Here is a 16,636-nt window from a genome sequence, read left to right as displayed (position 1 = left end):
CATCGATGCGGGCCCACGTTGACCGCTGCAACGCGTATGATTCTGTCACGCTTTCTAGATGTGGCACTGCATAGGTCAACAATGGCAAAAATCAGCGTTAGCAACAAGGCGACCACGCCAGGCCGAAAAAATCTCACGGCTGCCGATCGTCAGCAGCAGATGGTCGAGCGGGCGATCACCCTCTTCGCCCAGAAAGGCTTTGCGCTGACCACCCGCGAGCTGGCCGAGGGGCTGCAGGTCACCCAGCCCCTGCTCTACCGCTATTTTCCCAGTAAGCAATTACTCATCGAACAGGTGTACCAGCAGGTGTTCATGAACCGCTGGGACCCTGAGCTGGAGCAGCAGCTCAAGGACCGCACGCGTCCTTTAAGGGAACGGCTGATTGATTACTTTATCGGTTATACCCGCACCATCCTGAGCAATGAATGGGTGCGGATATTCCTGTACGCCGGCCTGCAGGACCCGGAGTTGAACCAGCGCTATCTCAAACAATTACACGAGACGGTGTTCCTGACGATCATCGAAGAGCTGCGTCATCAGAAGCAACTGACCGCCCCGCTGGATAAACACGCGCTGAGTCTTGAGATCGAAGTGCTGTGGGGCTTCCACAGCAGCTTCTTTTACCTGGGGGTGCGCAAGTGGGTGTATCAGATGTCCGTCCCTGAGAATCTGACCGAACTGATTACCCTGCGGGTCAATGCCTTCCTCGATGGCGCCCTGCATAACGAGGCGTAGTGAAGGCCGTTTACGGGGCGTCGATTTCCGCAAAGAGATACACCAGGCAAAAGCCATCCATGGGTATGACCGGGTTGGTCCAGATCATGCGCGAATGCCGAGCTTGTTCGGCGAAGACTTCGACCAGCACGTCAGACGCGCCATCCAGGGCTTTGGGGTGCTCATGGAAATCCTCCGCCACATTCAGTACGCCTTCCAGCCGATAGACCTGGCGGATACGGCTCAAATCCCCCACCGCATCCTTGAGCTGGGCAATTGCATTCAATGCCGCCAGGCGACAGGCCGCATACCCTTGCTCCAGGTTCAGGTCGCGGCCCAGGCGCCCACGGTACAGCAGCCGGCCATCAATCCAGGGGAATTGCCCGGAGGTCATCAAGGTATTGCCGACAATGCTCCAGGGCACGTAGTTACCCAGGGCCGGGGCGGGAACAGGCAAGGTGATGCCGGCGGCTTGCAGACGCGATTCAGGGGTGGTCATGATCGTTTCCTGTTTTGATTGTGTTCAGGCCAATGGCGCCAGCCAGGAGGCGAGAGTCTGCGGGTTGTTCAGTAGCCAGCCCTCAGCTGCCTGGTCCGCACTTTTACCCTGGCGATTGAGGGCGTAATCCAACTCGGCGACAATCGCATTGCTCAGACGGATGTTATCGAGCACCTGCAATTGCGCCTCGCTGAACCGCCCCAGGCGATCAACCCGCGCCAACAGCACCGCACGGTCGACACTGCCCAGCAGCCCCTTGGGGTCCTTGAGATAACGGATGCGATGACGGAAATGCAGGAACTGCGGATGCCAAAGTGGCACCACGCCCCATCTGCCCTCCTCGACCAGCGCCTCGAACGCGGCCACGCATTGTTCCTGGGTGCCGGTGCGGAACTGGTAGCCCGCCGCCGCAAGGCCGTAGTCCTCCATCATCCGCAGCGAAAACCGGGTAATCCCGGCGCCCGGGCCAATCCCCTGGATCAGCGTGTGCATACGGGCGATAACCTCGGGCTTGCGCAGGTCATCCACGGAGTCCACCTGCGACACCGGCACATAGTCGGGCACACCCCACAACGCATACGGGGTGTAATGCAGGCCCAATTCGCGGGTGGCGACCACCTCTTCCACCCGGGCTTTGTACATCCCATGGCTGGACGGGATCCATGCGGAGGCAATCATGTCGATGCTGCCAGCACGCAACTGCTCGAAATTGGCCTCGTGCAGCGCATACGAACGCTCCACCCCAAAACCCATGCGCTGCAATACCGAAGCAACCACCGCGGCTGTCGCACGATGAAAGGACAGATCAGTCACACCGAGTCGTACCATGGTTGGGCTCCTCTCAGGGTTATTGCCACGGGCCAGCAGCGGCGCCAATAACGCTGCGCTGCCCAGGGCTTGAATCACACGTCGACGTTTGAAGTCCATCAGCGACCTTCCGCAGACGGGCCAATGGCAAGGCTCGCCATGGCCTCGCCGACAATCCGGGTTCCCGGCACATAGTCAAAGATCATTTCGATGGTGATGCCGTTGGGGTCTTCAAGAAACAGTTGGTGCTCGCCAATCTGCGGAATCACCCGTTCGCGAAAGGCGATGCCCAGGGATTGCAGGCGGTTCTGCACGGTTTCCAGCCCTTCACAACGCAGCGAGACATGGTCAAGGGCGCCCGACCCGTAGCCGCCCGGCTTCTCGCCCAGATAGGCCTGCAGATCCTTGTCAACGCCCACGATACTGGCGATGTGCAAGAGCGGACGGCCGCCGGCGTACATCCAGCAGCCAGGGAAACGAAAATCCGGGCGCGGCCCAGGTGACAGGCCAACCACTTGTTCAAAAAACTCGGCGGTCTTGCCCCATTGTTCGGTGCGAATGGTGAAATGGTCGAGCGCTAGGACTCCCATGTTCTCTCCTGACAGTGCGGATTAGAGACGGTACCGCCGCATATTTTATCATTCGATAATTTATTTCAAGAGATAATTTATCGACCGATAACTAGTGCGTAACGTTTACTATCCACGCTGTTCCAATCACCTAGAGTTCCCCATGAGCAACCACGACCTCAGCTTCACCCCCGACCTCGACCCGGATTCGATTTCCTCCGACGTTATCGGCTTCAACGGCATCCTGGTCTCCACACAAATCCCGGTACGCGCCGATGGCAGCCTGGAATTGGGCGATGTCACTGCGCAAAGCGAATGCACCCTGCAAGCCCTCAAAGTCGCCCTCGAACGCGCCGGCAGCAGCATGGACCGGGTCATGCACTTGACCATCTACCTCACTGACATGGCCGACCGCGCCGCATTCAACGAGGTGTACAAGCGCTTCTTCGCCAAACCCTGGCCGGTACGCGCGGCGGTTGGCGTGGCGTCGTTGGCGGTCGAAGGCATGCGGGTTGAAGTCACGGCGATGGCCGCCAAGGGCTGAGCCCGGCGCGTCATTGGGCATCCAGCGGGTGCCCGCCAGGCGATTCACGGCTACAATGCGCGCCTCAACCGTGACAAGCCTGACTAAAAAAACTATGTCCTTGCCCAAGCATCACCTGGAATTGCTCAGCCCTGCCCGCGATGTCGCCATCGCGCGCGAGGCCATCCTGCACGGCGCCGACGCCGTGTACATCGGCGGCCCAAGCTTCGGTGCGCGCCACAACGCCTGCAACGACGTGAGCGAGATCGCCCAACTGGTGGAATTCGCCCGTCGTTACCACGCCCGGGTGTTCACCACCATCAACACCATCCTGCACGACGACGAACTGGAGCCGGCCCGCAAGCTGATCCACCAGTTGTACGATGCCGGCGTTGATGCGCTGATCGTCCAGGACCTGGGGGTGATGGAGCTGGATATCCCGCCCATCGAGCTGCATGCCAGCACCCAGACCGACATCCGCACCTTGAACCGGGCCAAGTTCCTCGACCAGGCCGGGTTCTCCCAGCTGGTGCTGGCCCGCGAGCTGAACCTCCAGGAAATCCGCGCGATTGCCGATGAAACCGATGCCGCCATCGAGTTCTTCATCCATGGCGCGTTGTGCGTAGCGTTCTCCGGGCAATGCAATATTTCCCACGCGCAAAACGGCCGCAGCGCCAACCGTGGCGACTGCTCCCAGGCCTGCCGCCTGCCCTACACCCTCAAGGATGACCAGGGCCGCGTCGTGGCCTTTGAAAAGCACCTGCTGTCGATGAAAGACAACAACCAGAGCGCCAACCTGCGCGCTTTGGTAGACGCCGGCGTGCGCTCGTTCAAGATCGAGGGCCGCTACAAAGACATGGGTTATGTGAAGAACATCACCGCCTATTACCGCCAGCGCCTGGACGAGATCCTCGAAGACCGCCCGGACCTGGCTCGCGCTTCCAGCGGGCGTACCGCGCATTTCTTCCTGCCAGACCCGGAAAAAACCTTCCACCGTGGCAGCACCGACTACTTCGTCAGTGACCGCAAGATTGATATCGGCGCCTTCGACACCCCAACCTTTACCGGCCTGCCGGTAGGTGTCGTGGAAAAAGCCGGCAAGCGCGACTTGCAGGTGATCACCCATGAGCCGCTGTCCAACGGCGATGGCCTCAACGTGCTGATCAAGCGTGAAGTCGTGGGTTTTCGCGCCAATATCGCCGAGCCTAAAGGTGAGTTCGAAGAAGACGGCGAAAAGCGCTACCGCTACCGTGTCGAGCCCAACGAAATGCCGGCGGGCCTGCATCAACTACGACCGAATCACCCGCTCAACCGCAACCTCGACCATAACTGGCAGCAAGCGTTGCTCAAGACCTCGGCCGAGCGGCGGGTTGGCGTGTCGTGGCAGGCCACCCTGCGCGAAGACCAATTGCAACTGACCGCCACCAGTGAAGAAGGCGTGAGTGTCAGCACCACCCTGCCCGGCCCGTTCGGCGTGGCCAACAAGCCGGAACAGGCGCTGGACACCTTGCGCGACCTGCTTGGCCAACTGGGCACCACCCAGTATCACGCCACCGCAATCGAGCTGGACGCCCCCCAGGCGTTTTTCATTCCCAATTCGCAACTCAAGGCACTGCGCCGCGACTTAATCGAAGCGCTGACGGTTGCGCGTGTCGAGGCCCACCCCCGTGGTGGTCGCAAGGCCGAAACCACACCGCCGCCGGTGTACCCGGAGTCGCACCTGTCGTTCCTGGCCAACGTCTACAACCAGAAGGCCCGCGACTTCTACCATCGCCATGGCGTGAAGTTGATCGATGCGGCCTACGAGGCCCACGAAGAAACCGGTGAAGTGCCGGTGATGATCACCAAGCACTGCCTGCGTTTCTCCTTCAACCTGTGCCCCAAGCAGGCCAAGGGCGTGACCGGCGTACGCACCAAGGTCGCACCGATGCAGTTGATTCACGGCGACGAAGTACTGACCCTGAAATTCGACTGCAAACCGTGCGAAATGCATGTGGTGGGCAAGATCAAGGGGCATATCCTCGATCTGCCGCTGCCGGGCAGTGGTGTGCAACAGCAAGTCGTGGGGCATATCAGCCCGGCGGACTTGCTCAAGACCATTCCCCGCGCACCACACTGAGTCCCCCTCTGTAGGAGCTGGCTTTGGCTGGCTCCTACAAGGGGCGCTTAGCATGAGAGGGCGAAACATCCGACTTCCAGCGCCACCACCATCCCCGCTGCAACCCCGCCGCCGCCAGCAGAATCGCCGCAACACCCAGCCATTGCGTCCAACCCAGACGATGCCCATAGGCCATCCAATCAACCAGGATCGCCGCAATCGGGTAGATGAACGACAACGCCCCAGTCAATGCCGTCGGCAGTTTTTGGATCGCGCCATACAGCAGCACATACATCAGGCCGGTGTGCACCATACCCAGTGTCAACAGCGCCGCCCAGGCATCAACCGGTGCTGAAAGGCTGTGCCATGAAACCAGTGGCACCAACAGCACCGCACCGGTACTCACTTGAATCAGCGCCAGCAGATGGGGCGGCACAGCCTTCAGGCGCTTGATAATCAGTGCAGCGATGGCATACAAAAGAGCCGCGCCCAGCGCCTGGGCCACGCCCCACAGGTATTGATCACCGCGGCCCTGCTGCTCGCCATGGGCGGTGACGATAGCCAACATGCCCATGAATGACACGCTCAGCCACGCCAGCTTCTGTACGGTGATTTTCTCGCCAAGCAACAGCGCCGCGAGGATCACCAGCATAAATGGCTGAACGTTATAGACCGCCGTGCTGATGGCAATCGACGCTTTTGAATAGGACGCAAACAGCAACAGCCAGTTACCCACGATGGCCACGCCGCTCAACATGGCCCAGCCGAGTGTCGAATAACTCAACCAGGCACTGCGCAGATACCCCAGGTGCCAGCACACCAGCAACAAGGTCAAGGCGCCAATGACGCAACGCCAGAACACCACCTCAATGACCGGCACCCCAGACACCAGCACAAACCAGCCGATCGTGCCGGAGATCAGCATGGCGCCAACCATTTCCCATGAGCCGCGACGTATGGATTTGTCCATGATTAAGCTCCTCGAATGAGGCTAAATTATGGCAATCTGCGTCGATCAGGCTCCAGCGCCTGAGAAAGGCCAATGGCGGTGTTTGCCTATTCTTATTAGGCAAAAATTCAGGTTTACCTAAGGAGCCCAGGATGATTGACGTTATCGACCAGCAACTGCTCGCTGCTTTGATGGACGACTCGCGTTGCTCGCTCAAGACCTTGGCCGGCATAACCGGCCTGTCCTCGCCCAGTGTCGGCGAACGCTTGCGCCGCCTGGAAGAGCGCGGGGTGCTCAAGGGCTATACCGTGGAGGTCGACCCCAAACATTTTGGCTACTTGCTGCAAGCCATCGTGCGCATCCGCCCCCTGCCCGGCCAATTGCAGGAGGTTGAACGGCAGATCCAGGCGATCCCGGAATTCACCGAGTGTGACAAGGTGACCGGCGACGACTGCTTTATCGCGCGGCTGCACGTGCGCACCATGGATCAGTTGGACACCTTGCTTGACCGCCTCAACGGCTATGCCGAAACCAACACCGCCATCGTCAAGAAAACCCCGGTCAAGCGCCGGCTGCCGCCGTTGGCAGGTGGGTGATGCCAGGGTTGATGCACGCTCCTCTCGCTTTGGATCACATAACAAGCTGGCTAGCTGATGCGGCGCTGACGCTAGGCACCAGCACTGCTCTCGTCAGCCACCTCATCCTCCTCAATCAGCGGCACTTGCGCATCATCCATCAACGATCCGGGGTCTTCATTGCCCGGATCATTGATCGGTTCCTCTTCGGCTGGAATGTGCATGGCCTTAGCCGCCCGGGGTATCAATGTCAGCGTCGGTCTGCGGCTTGGGCTCGCGCTCTGGCTTGAAGTCCGGGCTGTACTCATTGTCCCTGGCCACCTTGTCGGTGGCGGGTTGCGGGTCCTTGGGGGCGGCGGCTGCGGTGCCGGGAGCGGGCACTTGGCGAGTCTCGTCATCGATGGCCGGATCGTTCCTGCCGCTGACGTGTGGGTCTGGGCTGTGACGGGTGCTCATGGGAACCTCTTTATCCGATGGTGTAAGGTTAAGGTGCCGCACTGGTGGATGAAGTTCAGTCCGGATGACCTGTACTGATCAATGGTCACGCCCCCGGATTGTCCACCTGGATATAGAACGCAAACGCCGCCAGCAGTATCCAGAACACCATGAACAGCCACGGCGTGCGCACCGAAAACAGCAAGGACTTGCGATAACCCTTGTGCGACGACTCGGTCTCGCAGAACAGCGGTGACTCATCGTAGGCCATGCCCATCACCGGCTCGCTGCGCAACAACTCGCTCTGCTTGAAGTGCCAGTGATCAATGATGTCGTAGGCTGCGCGGATGCCCGGCCAGGCATTGAGCGAGCTGAACACCCCAAGCATCGACAGCAGCAGCGGAACCACCAGGGTAAACAGCTTGCCCCACTCCGGGTTGAGGTTGCCCATGCACGACACAAAGGCAATCACCAAAAACGACTGCGCCGTCAGGTAGGCATCGGTGCGGTTGGCGAGGATGGTGGTTTCGTACTGGATTTCCCGGCGATAGAAGTCCAGTCGGTCCTTGGGCGAACCGAAAATCTTGGCGTTGTGTTCGGTGTGGTCAGTCAGCGCCGATTCCGGGCTGTGCGGGGAGATGATTCTGGGCACAATCGTTGATCCTCAGAGTGCTTAATCTCCTTAGAAGAACCGCCCATGGCCGAAGTTCAGGTCAATCGCCTGCACCGTTATAGGGCGCAGACTGCGCATATCACGCACTGGACTTGCGCAGGCTGCTCCAGTAACGGGCTGATACACCGTGTAATCCCCATAAACGCGGTTCCGGCACAGCCATTGCTTTACTCCTGTAACCCCCTGCCTGCCCAGGTGAACACAGGAGCAACTGTTACCCCCCGACTCAGAGCCGACTCCAAAAGAAAGTAAGGACCCGGTCCGTTGGCGCCAAAAGCCACGGGCTCATAACAATGCGTTTTCTAAAGCGGCAGTGCCTGCAGCCTTTCACCCGGCACTGACAAGGTAATTGGAATGGCTCGATCTTTCTTTGATGAGATGAATGACGCAAACGGCGTATGCCGTGCGCACTACCAGGATTTTTCCCGCTGGCTGGCCAACACCCCGCCGGAACTGCTGGCCCAGCGCCGCCGTGAGGCCGACCTGCTGTTCCACCGCGCCGGCATCACCTTCACCCTGTACGGTGACGAGCAGGACACCGAGCGCCTGATCCCCTTCGATATCATCCCGCGCAGCATCCCCGCCAGTGAATGGAGCGTGATCGAACGCGGCTGTATCCAGCGGGTCAATGCGTTGAACATGTTCCTCGCCGATATCTACCACGACCAGCGCATTATCAAGGCCGGGATCATTCCCGCCGACCAGGTGCTGGGCAATGAAGGCTATCAGAAGGCCATGGTCGGCCTGGACCTGCACCGCAATATCTACTCCCATATCTCCGGTGTCGACCTGGTACGCGATGGCGATGGCACCTACTACGTCCTCGAAGACAACCTGCGCACCCCCAGCGGCGTGAGCTACATGCTCGAAGACCGCAAGATGATGATGCGCCTGTTCCCGGAAGTGTTTGCCAAGCAGCGCATCGCGCCGGTGGATCACTACCCCAACCTGCTGCTCAAGACCCTGAAAAGCGCCAGCCGCCTGGACAACCCCAATGTCGTAGTACTGACCCCGGGGCGCTTTAACAGCGCGTTCTTCGAACATGCGTTCCTGGCCCGGGAAATGGGGGTGGAGCTGGTCGAAGGTGCCGACCTGTTCGTGCACGACCTCAAGGTGTTCATGCGCACCACCGACGGCCCGAAAGCCGTGGATGTGATCTACCGGCGCATCGACGATGCCTTCCTCGACCCCCAGGCCTTCAACCCCGAATCCATGCTCGGCGTGCCTGGCCTGGTGGCCGCCTACTGCGCCGGCAATGTGGTACTGGCCAATGCCATCGGCACCGGGGTGGCCGACGACAAATCCATCTACCCCTATGTGCCGGAGATGATTCGCTTCTATCTGGATGAAGAACCGGTGTTGCAAAACGTGCCGACGTTCCAGTGCCGCAAGCCTGAAGAACTGTCCCATGTACTGGCGCACTTGCCCGAGCTGGTGGTCAAGGAAACCCAGGGCTCCGGCGGCTACGGCATGCTGGTGGGCCCCGCCGCCTCGGCGGCCGAGATCGAGGACTTTCGCCAACGCATCAAGGCCCGGCCCCATGCCTATATCGCCCAGCCAACCTTGAGCCTGTCGACCTGCCCGACCTTTGTCGAAAACGGCATCGCGCCACGGCATATCGACCTGCGTCCGTTTGTGCTGTCGGGCAAGGAAACCCGCCTGGTGCCAGGCGGCCTGACCCGGGTGGCATTGCGTGAAGGCTCATTGATCGTCAACTCGTCGCAAGGCGGCGGAACCAAGGACACCTGGGTGGTGGAGGGCTGAGTATGCTGAGTAGAACCGCCGCAGATCTGTATTGGATGTCGCGCTACCTGGAACGCGCGGAAAACCTGGCGCGCATGCTGGAGGTCAGCTACTCGCTGTCGCTGATGCCCCAGGCCGGGCGCAGTGATGGCCTGGACGAACTGGCGATGTCGCTGCTCAGCAGTGGCACCCTCGACAGCTACCTGGAACGCCATCAACAACTGGACGCCGAGCGCATGTTGCACTTCTTCGCCCTCGACGAAGAAAACCCGGCCAGTATCTACAACTGCCTGCGCGCCGCCCGGGGCAATGCCCATGCGGTACGTGGGCGGATCACCGCCGACATGTGGGAAAACCTCAACGCCACCTGGCTGGAAATGCGCAGCATCGCCGCCGGCGGCCTGGCGCGCCATGGCATCAGCCACTTCTGTGACTGGGTCAAGCAGCGCTCGCACCTGTTCCGAGGGGCCACGTCCGGCACCATCATGCGCAACGATGCCTATCGGTTTATCCGCCTGGGCACCTTTGTCGAGCGCGCCGACAACACCCTGCGCCTGCTGGATGCACGCTACGAGATGTTTGGCGAAGAGTCCGAAGAAGTCAGCGACCTGTCCGCCCGCGGCTACTACCAGTGGAGCGCCCTGCTGCGTGCCTTGTCGTCGTTCGAGGCCTACACCGAGCTGTACCCCAATGCGCTGAATGCGCGTTCGGTGTCGGAACTGCTGCTGTTGCGCAGCGACGTACCGCGCTCGTTGCATGCCTGTATCGAGGAGTTGAGCCATATCCTCGCCGACCTGCCGGGCAGTTACGGCCGTACGGCCCAGCGCTTGGCGGCCGAGTTTGAGGCGCGGCTGCGTTACACCGGTATTGATGAGATTCTCGAAGAAGGCTTGCACAGCCGGCTGACCGAATTTATCGACACCGTGCGCGAACTGGCGCGGGCGATCCACAGTTCCTACCTGGAGGTGGTTTGACCCCCCATATCCCGCTGTAGAGGTGGGCCCGTTATAGCCATAGGTATCTATTTTTTTAGTGTTTCTTGGGTTTGTGTACATATCCGTTGCTGCGGTTACGGCGGCTATTGGTTCCGCTCTTACAGCGGGTCACTTTTGGAAAAGAGCCCGGAGTGCCGGCCCAGCCAAAAGTAACCAAAAGGGCTCTTGCCCCACCACTCGGTGCCTCGCCTAGGCTCGGCATGCCCGCAGTCAGGCATTGCTCCGTGGGCCCGCCGCGATCGGCCATCCATGGCCGTGTCGCGGCTACCCCGGCATCCATGCCGGGGTGCCCACTGCGCAATACCTGCCTGCGGCCATCGTGGTTTAACGGGGCGCCTGAGATCAAGATCAAAAGCCAGATCAAAAGCAGAGCAACAGCAAAGCCGGGGTGCGAAGCTGCATTCCCCTGTGGGAGCTGGCTTGCCTGCGATGGCGGTGTATCAGTCGATAAATGTATTGGCCGGTACACCGCCATCGCAGCGATGCGGCGACCCCACAAGCCCGCTCCCACAGGTGTGGTGTTTGCTCCAGACATATAACTGTCAGTTTGGATCATTGATCCCACCTCGCGGCTGCTCTTATGGTTGTTCGACACTCATAAGAACAGGTACAGACCATGTCCGACGCTCTGCAATTAGCCACCCCGGCCGCCCATACCCTGAAACGCTGGCACACCATGCTGGCCACTGCCGATCTCAAAGCCCTGCCCGAACTGCTGGCGCCGGAGGCGGTGTTTCGCTCGCCCATGGCGCATACGCCCTACCCCGGCGCGCCCGTGGTGTCGATGATCCTCAACACCGTGTTTACCGTGTTTGAAGACTTCCAGTACCACCGCGAACTGGCCAGCGCCGACGGGCACAGTGTGGTGCTGGAGTTCAGCGCGCGGGTGGGCGACAAGCAGCTCAAGGGTATCGACCTGATCCGCTTCAACGAACAGGGGCAGATCATCGAGTTTGAAGTGATGGTCCGCCCCCTGAGCGGGCTACAGGCTCTCGGTGAAGAAATGGGCCGGCGCCTGGCGCCGTTCCTGGCCAAGGCCAAGGGTTGATACTCAACGCCCGAGGAACTCCAGCAACCGGGCGTTGACCTGCGCCCCTTGCTCCACCTGGATCCAGTGCCCGCAGTTGGCCAGTACCTGCTGTTCCAACTGCGGTACCACCTCGGGCATGCGCTTGAGCGTATGCGCCTCGAATACCCCCACCGGATCGCGGTCGCCGATCAGGAACAGCGTCGGTTGTAACACTTGCCGCCCGGCCAGGAACTCGGTGCGCTGCCAGTTGCGCTCGAAGTTGCGGTACCAGTTCAACGGCCCGCGAAAACCCTGGGCGAAGGTTTGCATATAGATCTCCAGGTCGTGCTGGCTGCACCAGGCCGGCAAGGCGCCCGGCAGCGCGACACCCTCGAGCAAGGTCGCCGTGGCCGGCTTTTGCTGCAGGAATACATCCTGGTCCTGCATAAACAGGCGCAAGGTGCGTTCGATGTCCGCTTCCAGCTCCTGTTCGGCCACGCCGGGCTCCTGGAAGTACAGGATGTAGTTGAACCGCTCGGCGTACAGCTCGCGCATGATCTCGATCACCGGCCTGCGGGAGCGACCGGCAAAGGGCACCGACATTGTGACCAGGGCGCGGATACGCTGCGGTTCCAGCAAGGCCAGGTGCCAGGCCACCACGGCGCCCCAGTCATGGCCGACCATCGCCACCCGACGATGCCCGAACAGGTCCATGGCGCCCCGGATATCTGCGCACAGGGTCAGCAGGTCGTAGTCAGCAATGTCTGCAGGGGCACTGCTTGGCCCGTAGCCGCGCATTTGTGGGACGAACACCCGATAGCCGGCTGCCGCCAGCGCCGGTATCTGCAGTCGCCAGGAGTGCCAACACTCGGGAAAGCCATGGAGCAACCACACCGGCGGGCCGGTCTCGGGGCCGGCGATATGCAGGCTCAATTGAATACCGTTGACCTGGATCGTCTGTTGCTCGATAGCACTCATCACGCGGCTCCATCAGAGGGACTGCTGCAGACTGCCCCAGCAGCACGGCCTGCGCCAGCATCATTGATCGGGCAAATACCTCAGGTCACCGACCACCAGCGCGGCAGCAGTGGCCGCACCTTGGGCTCGGCAAAACGGTCATCAATCAGCATCACTACCCCCTGGTCCTGCCGGGTGCGAATAACCCGGCCGGCCGCCTGCACCACCTTCTGGATCCCGGGATACAGGTAGGTGTAGTCATACCCCGAACCGAAGATCGCGCCCATGCGCAGCTTCATCTGCTCGTTGACCGGATTGAGCTGCGCCAGGCCCAGGGTGGCGATAAAGGCCCCGATCAGACGCGCCCCCGGCAGGTCGATACCCTCGCCGAACGCCCCGCCCAGCACGGCAAACCCCACGCCCTGGCTATGCTGGGTGAACTGCTCAAGGAAGGCCTGGCGCTCGGCCTCCGCCATGCCCCGTGATTGATGCCAGGTCGGGATCGCCGGATGCCGCTCGGCCAGTAATTGCGCCACTTGCTGCTGGTAATCGAAGCTGCTGAAAAACGCCAGGTAGTTGCCCGGGGTACGCGCAAATTGCTCGGCGATCAACGCCACGATGGGCTCCAGAGACGCCTGGCGATGCACAAACCGCGTGGAGATGCGATCGATGATGCGCACCTGCAACTGCGCGGCCTCGAACGGTGATTCGACGTCAATCCACGCGGTATCCGCCGGTAGCCCCAGCAGGTCGGCGTAGTAATGCCGGGGGCTGAGGGTCGCGGAAAACAGCACGCTGCTGCGGGCTGCGGTCAAACGTGGACGGATAAATTCGGCCGGCACCACGTTGCGCAGGCTCAAGCGCGAGAAGCGGCGCTTGGCCAACGGGTCGCGCTGACTGATATCAAAAATAAACTGCTCGTTGAACAGCTCCGCCACCTTGGCGAACTGCAAGGCCTCGAAGTAAAAGCTTTGCAGTTCGCCCGTGAGCGCCTGCGGGTGGTCGTTGAAATACTCGCCCATGGCGCTGGTGCACAGGGCCAGGGCCTGCAACAGCTTGTCCGGTTTGCTGGCATAGGCCTGGTACACCGTGACCTGTTCCTTGTGCAGCGTATTCCATTCACGGTTGAGCCGCTGCAATGGCTTGTGCAAAGGCTCGGGGGCGCTATCGCGCACGCTCTTCAGGGCAAATTGATCAAGGTCGGCGCTGTACATCGCCCGGCCCCGCTCCACCAGGTTATGGGCCTCGTCCACCAGCACCGCGACCCGCCATTGGTTGAGTTGGGCGAGGCCAAACAGCATCGCGCCAAAATCGAAGTAATAGTTGTAGTCTGCGACCACCATGTCGCACCAACGCGCCATCTCCTGGCTCAGGTAATACGGGCACACCTCATGGGCCAGTGCCACTTCGCGCAGCGTGGGTTGATCCAGCAGGCGCACCTTGGCTGCGGCCTCGCGCGCGGCGGGCAGGCGATCATAAAAGCCTTTGGCCAGTGGGCAGGAATCACCGTGACAGGCTTTGTCCAGGTGTTCGCAGGCCTTGTCCCGCGCCACCAGCTCCAGCACCTGCAATGGCAGGTCGGCGCTGGCGTGCAGCACTCGCACCGCGTCCAGCGCCAGTTTGCGGCCGGGGGTCTTGGCCGTGAGAAAGAACAGCTTGTCCAACTGTTGTGGCGCCAGGGCCTTGAGCATCGGAAACACCGTGCCAATGGTTTTGCCGATCCCCGTGGGTGCCTGCGCCATCAGGCAGCGCCCGGTACTGACGGCCTTGTACACCGACTCGGCGAGGGTGCGCTGGCCCAGGCGAAAGTCCGCGTGGGGAAAGGCCAGGGCCCTGGTTGCGGTGTCACGGGCCAGGCGCTGCTGCGCCTGCTGCTCGGCCCAGCCGAGAAACAACGCGCACTGCTGATTGAAGAACTTCTCCAGTTCATCCGCAGGGCACAGCTGGTTGATCACGGTTTCGCGCTCGCTGACGATATCGAAATACACCAGCGCCAGCCCGATCTCAGGCAACCCCAGCTTGCGGCACATCAGCCAGCCATAGACCTTGGCCTGGGCCCAGTGCAGTTGCCGGTGGTTGGCCGGCTGGGCATCCAGGTCGCCACGGTAGGTCTTGACCTCTTCCAGCACGTTGCGATCCGGATCATAACCATCGGCGCGGCCGCGCACGCTCAGCTGTTGGTAGCCCCCTTCCAGCGCCACCTCACTCTGGTAATGCGCGCTACGGCGGGACGCCACCGTGCGGTGGCCGAGCATGCCTTCCTGGGCACTGGGCGAAGGGGTAAACCGCAGGTCGAGGTCACCGACCTTGGCCGTGAACTCGCACAATGCCCGCACGGCGACCGTATAACTCAAGCGCCCTGCTCCGCCCAGCGGACATAACAGACGGTGACCGGCATCTGGTGCTCGCCACAGAACTCCAGCCAGCGCAATTGGTTGTCCTGCAGGCGGTCGCCCGGGCCTTTGACTTCGATCATGCGATAGGTTTTTTGCGCCGGCCAGAACTGGATCAGGTCCGGCATCCCGGCGCGGTTGGCGCGGATATCCAGCAACAGGCGGTCGAACCAGTGCCGCAGGTGCTCGGCTGGCAGGCAATCGAGGGCCTGCTCGAGCAACTCTTCGCTCAATACATTCCAGAACACAAAGGGTGACTGGATCCCCCATTTTTCGGCGTAGCGCTGGCGGATCGTGGTTTTGTAGCGCTGGTCGTGCAGTTGATCCAGGCAGGCGGCAAACAGTTCGGCGCGGCGCTGCTGGAAGTCCTCACTGTGCAAGTCCACCGGCCCGCGCTGGAACGGGTGAAAAAACGAGCCGGGCAACGGCGCGAAGATCGCCGGCCAGCACAACAGGCCGAACAGCGAGTTGATCAGGGTGTTTTCGACGTAGTGCACCGGCCCCGCGTCATCTCCCAGGTGCGCCTGCACGCAGAACTCCACGGCGGCCAGCGGTTGCGGGAATGGCAGTTCCAGGTCCAGGCGCTGGATCACCGGGGGTTTGGCCTTGGGCAGCGCCGGTTCGCCCAGCTTGCGCCGCAACCGTGGCAGCACCCGCAACAGGTGCTGCTGCTCGGCCGCACTGTGGGGCGCTGCCTGCGCCTCCAGGGCCAGGTCCATGGCCTGGGCGAACGCCTCTTGACGCTCCAGCACCCGGATCAGCCGTGCACGCGCGCCGGGGTAGGCACAATCGCGGTAGATCGCCTCGGCCAGGGCCAGTTCGGCGACCCGTTCGCAATGCTGGCCGACCTGGAACAGCAGCTTGGCCCGGCGCTTTTCCAGCCAGGGGTTATCAGTGGTCAGCGTGGCGATCTGCGCCAGCACCTCCGCCAACGGTTCACCGGCCTCGAAGGCCTGCTGGCATTGGTGCAGGAACAGCAGGCCAGACACATCGTCGCGATGGCGCAGGCCACGGGATTCGGCACAGAACTCAACCTTTTCGTAGGTGTAGATCCCCAGGTCCGCCAGTACAAACTCCGACCAGTCCTGGTACAGGTTGCCGAAAAACATCAGCCGCAGGCGGTCACACAGGTCCATCACCGTAAGGCTGTACAGCCGGTCGTCCAACTGCGGACACCACTGCGCAAACGTCCGCGGCTCGGTAAATTGGCTGGATAAACCGGGCAGCCAATCGGACTTCTTGCCCCTGGGCTGCTCGATCCACGGCTTGAACGCTTGCAGCACCTCGCCTTTTTGCAGTTGCCCCCACACCTCATCAAGCGCCAGCAGGCCCTGCTCATTCACCCAACCGTGAGCCAACAGTGGCTGCACGGCCACGTCGACCGGGCCGATCTCGAGGTAATTGAGCTTGCTCGCCCGAAAATGCAGGCCCTTGCGCATCACCATGCGCACCAGCAACGCCTGGGCCGGTTGCGGCAGCTGGGCGAACTGCGTAACGAAGCGCTGCTCTTCATCGTCCAGCACATCCGCATAGCGCTGCTCCAGCCAGTCGAGCACTTGCTGGAAATTATGCAGGTAGTAAAACGGGTCTTCGAGGGGATTGGACATGACGGGCACTTGGGAAAACACTGGTTATGCATACAGATTGCCGCTGCCAGGCCTGCGTTGCAATCGCTAATAGATCAGTGGCGCACGCAA

17 protein-coding genes are annotated in these 16,636 nt (G+C 61.3%); 7 read left to right on the top strand and 10 right to left on the bottom strand.

What is annotated here, in order from left to right:
• Positions 1-81: 81 nt before the first annotated feature.
• Complete coding sequence (locus PSH73_RS12440; RefSeq protein WP_305420450.1) at positions 82-735, top strand: TetR/AcrR family transcriptional regulator; 654 nt, start codon at positions 82-84, stop codon at positions 733-735.
• A 10-nt stretch (positions 736-745) separates the two neighbouring features.
• Here the strand turns inward: PSH73_RS12440 and PSH73_RS12435 are convergent, their stop codons facing one another.
• From PSH73_RS12435 to PSH73_RS12425, 3 genes are read right to left on the bottom strand one after another with little or no spacing between them, the layout of a single operon-like run.
• Positions 746-1,213 (bottom strand): Atu1372/SO_1960 family protein, encoded by a 468-nt coding sequence (locus tag PSH73_RS12435; RefSeq protein WP_057438472.1) that lies wholly within the window; start codon positions 1,211-1,213, stop codon positions 746-748.
• A gap of 24 nt (positions 1,214-1,237) precedes the next feature.
• The gene (locus PSH73_RS12430) at positions 1,238-2,140 is read right to left on the bottom strand and encodes a glycine betaine ABC transporter substrate-binding protein (RefSeq protein ID WP_305420447.1); all 903 of its coding nucleotides are present in this window, start codon (positions 2,138-2,140) and stop codon (positions 1,238-1,240) included.
• The gene (locus PSH73_RS12425) at positions 2,140-2,610 is read right to left on the bottom strand and encodes a VOC family protein (protein WP_057959660.1); all 471 of its coding nucleotides are present in this window, start codon (positions 2,608-2,610) and stop codon (positions 2,140-2,142) included. Before PSH73_RS12425 ends, PSH73_RS12430 begins: the two co-directional genes overlap by 1 nt.
• Positions 2,611-2,752: 142 nt before the next feature.
• Here PSH73_RS12425 and PSH73_RS12420 point away from each other — a divergent pair, with 142 nt between their 5' ends.
• Positions 2,753-3,133, top strand: coding sequence for a RidA family protein (locus PSH73_RS12420; RefSeq protein ID WP_057438469.1), 381 nt, complete (start codon positions 2,753-2,755; stop codon positions 3,131-3,133).
• A gap of 94 nt (positions 3,134-3,227) precedes the next feature.
• Positions 3,228-5,231 (top strand): U32 family peptidase, encoded by a 2,004-nt coding sequence (locus PSH73_RS12415; RefSeq protein ID WP_170059127.1) that lies wholly within the window; start codon positions 3,228-3,230, stop codon positions 5,229-5,231.
• A gap of 34 nt (positions 5,232-5,265) precedes the next feature.
• On the opposite strand, the gene PSH73_RS12410 is transcribed toward PSH73_RS12415, so the two are convergent.
• Positions 5,266-6,180 carry a DMT family transporter gene (locus tag PSH73_RS12410; RefSeq protein WP_115128210.1) on the bottom strand — a complete coding sequence of 305 codons (915 nt, stop codon included), beginning with the start codon at positions 6,178-6,180 and terminating at the stop codon, positions 5,266-5,268.
• A gap of 131 nt (positions 6,181-6,311) precedes the next feature.
• Here PSH73_RS12410 and PSH73_RS12405 point away from each other — a divergent pair, with 131 nt between their 5' ends.
• Complete coding sequence (locus tag PSH73_RS12405) at positions 6,312-6,755, top strand: Lrp/AsnC family transcriptional regulator (protein ID WP_057438466.1); 444 nt, start codon at positions 6,312-6,314, stop codon at positions 6,753-6,755.
• Positions 6,756-6,826: 71 nt separating this feature from the next.
• Here PSH73_RS12405 and PSH73_RS12400 read toward each other — a convergent pair whose 3' ends face one another.
• From PSH73_RS12400 to PSH73_RS12390, 3 genes are all read right to left on the bottom strand, one after another.
• A complete protein-coding gene (locus PSH73_RS12400) occupies positions 6,827-6,958 on the bottom strand; it encodes a hypothetical protein (protein WP_258558623.1) in 132 nt (43 codons plus the stop codon).
• Between the two features lie 4 nt (positions 6,959-6,962).
• Positions 6,963-7,190, bottom strand: coding sequence for a hypothetical protein (locus PSH73_RS12395; protein ID WP_081044249.1), 228 nt, complete (start codon positions 7,188-7,190; stop codon positions 6,963-6,965).
• Positions 7,191-7,275: 85 nt separating this feature from the next.
• Entirely contained in the window at positions 7,276-7,821 is a 546-nt protein-coding gene (locus tag PSH73_RS12390) for a hypothetical protein (protein ID WP_057438464.1), read from the bottom strand.
• Between the two features lie 375 nt (positions 7,822-8,196).
• Here PSH73_RS12390 and PSH73_RS12385 point away from each other — a divergent pair, with 375 nt between their 5' ends.
• From PSH73_RS12385 to PSH73_RS12375, 3 genes are all read left to right on the top strand, one after another.
• A complete protein-coding gene (locus PSH73_RS12385; RefSeq protein WP_057959664.1) occupies positions 8,197-9,606 on the top strand; it encodes a circularly permuted type 2 ATP-grasp protein in 1,410 nt (469 codons plus the stop codon).
• Positions 9,607-9,608: 2 nt separating this feature from the next.
• Entirely contained in the window at positions 9,609-10,559 is a 951-nt protein-coding gene (locus PSH73_RS12380) for an alpha-E domain-containing protein (protein ID WP_029299950.1), read from the top strand.
• 637 nt (positions 10,560-11,196) lie between these two features.
• Complete coding sequence (locus PSH73_RS12375; RefSeq protein WP_057444786.1) at positions 11,197-11,628, top strand: nuclear transport factor 2 family protein; 432 nt, start codon at positions 11,197-11,199, stop codon at positions 11,626-11,628.
• 3 nt (positions 11,629-11,631) lie between these two features.
• Here the strand turns inward: PSH73_RS12375 and PSH73_RS12370 are convergent, their stop codons facing one another.
• The 3 genes from PSH73_RS12370 to PSH73_RS12360 all read right to left on the bottom strand — a co-directional run bounded on the left by PSH73_RS12370 (position 11,632) and on the right by PSH73_RS12360 (position 16,546).
• The gene (locus PSH73_RS12370; protein ID WP_198799259.1) at positions 11,632-12,567 is read right to left on the bottom strand and encodes an alpha/beta fold hydrolase; all 936 of its coding nucleotides are present in this window, start codon (positions 12,565-12,567) and stop codon (positions 11,632-11,634) included.
• A gap of 80 nt (positions 12,568-12,647) precedes the next feature.
• Positions 12,648-14,900: an ATP-dependent DNA helicase gene (locus PSH73_RS12365; RefSeq protein WP_186625758.1), complete on the bottom strand. Its 2,253-nt coding sequence runs from the start codon at positions 14,898-14,900 to the stop codon at positions 12,648-12,650.
• Entirely contained in the window at positions 14,897-16,546 is a 1,650-nt protein-coding gene (locus tag PSH73_RS12360; RefSeq protein ID WP_120733088.1) for a VRR-NUC domain-containing protein, read from the bottom strand. Before PSH73_RS12360 ends, PSH73_RS12365 begins: the two co-directional genes overlap by 4 nt.
• Between the last annotated feature and the right edge of the window lie 90 nt (positions 16,547-16,636).

It is taken from the genome of Pseudomonas sp. FP2294, from assembly GCF_030687625.1.
Taxonomy (GTDB): domain Bacteria; phylum Pseudomonadota; class Gammaproteobacteria; order Pseudomonadales; family Pseudomonadaceae; genus Aquipseudomonas; species Aquipseudomonas shahriarae.
Note: the sequence above shows the minus strand (reverse complement) of the source record. Positions and strands in the feature narration are given on the sequence as shown.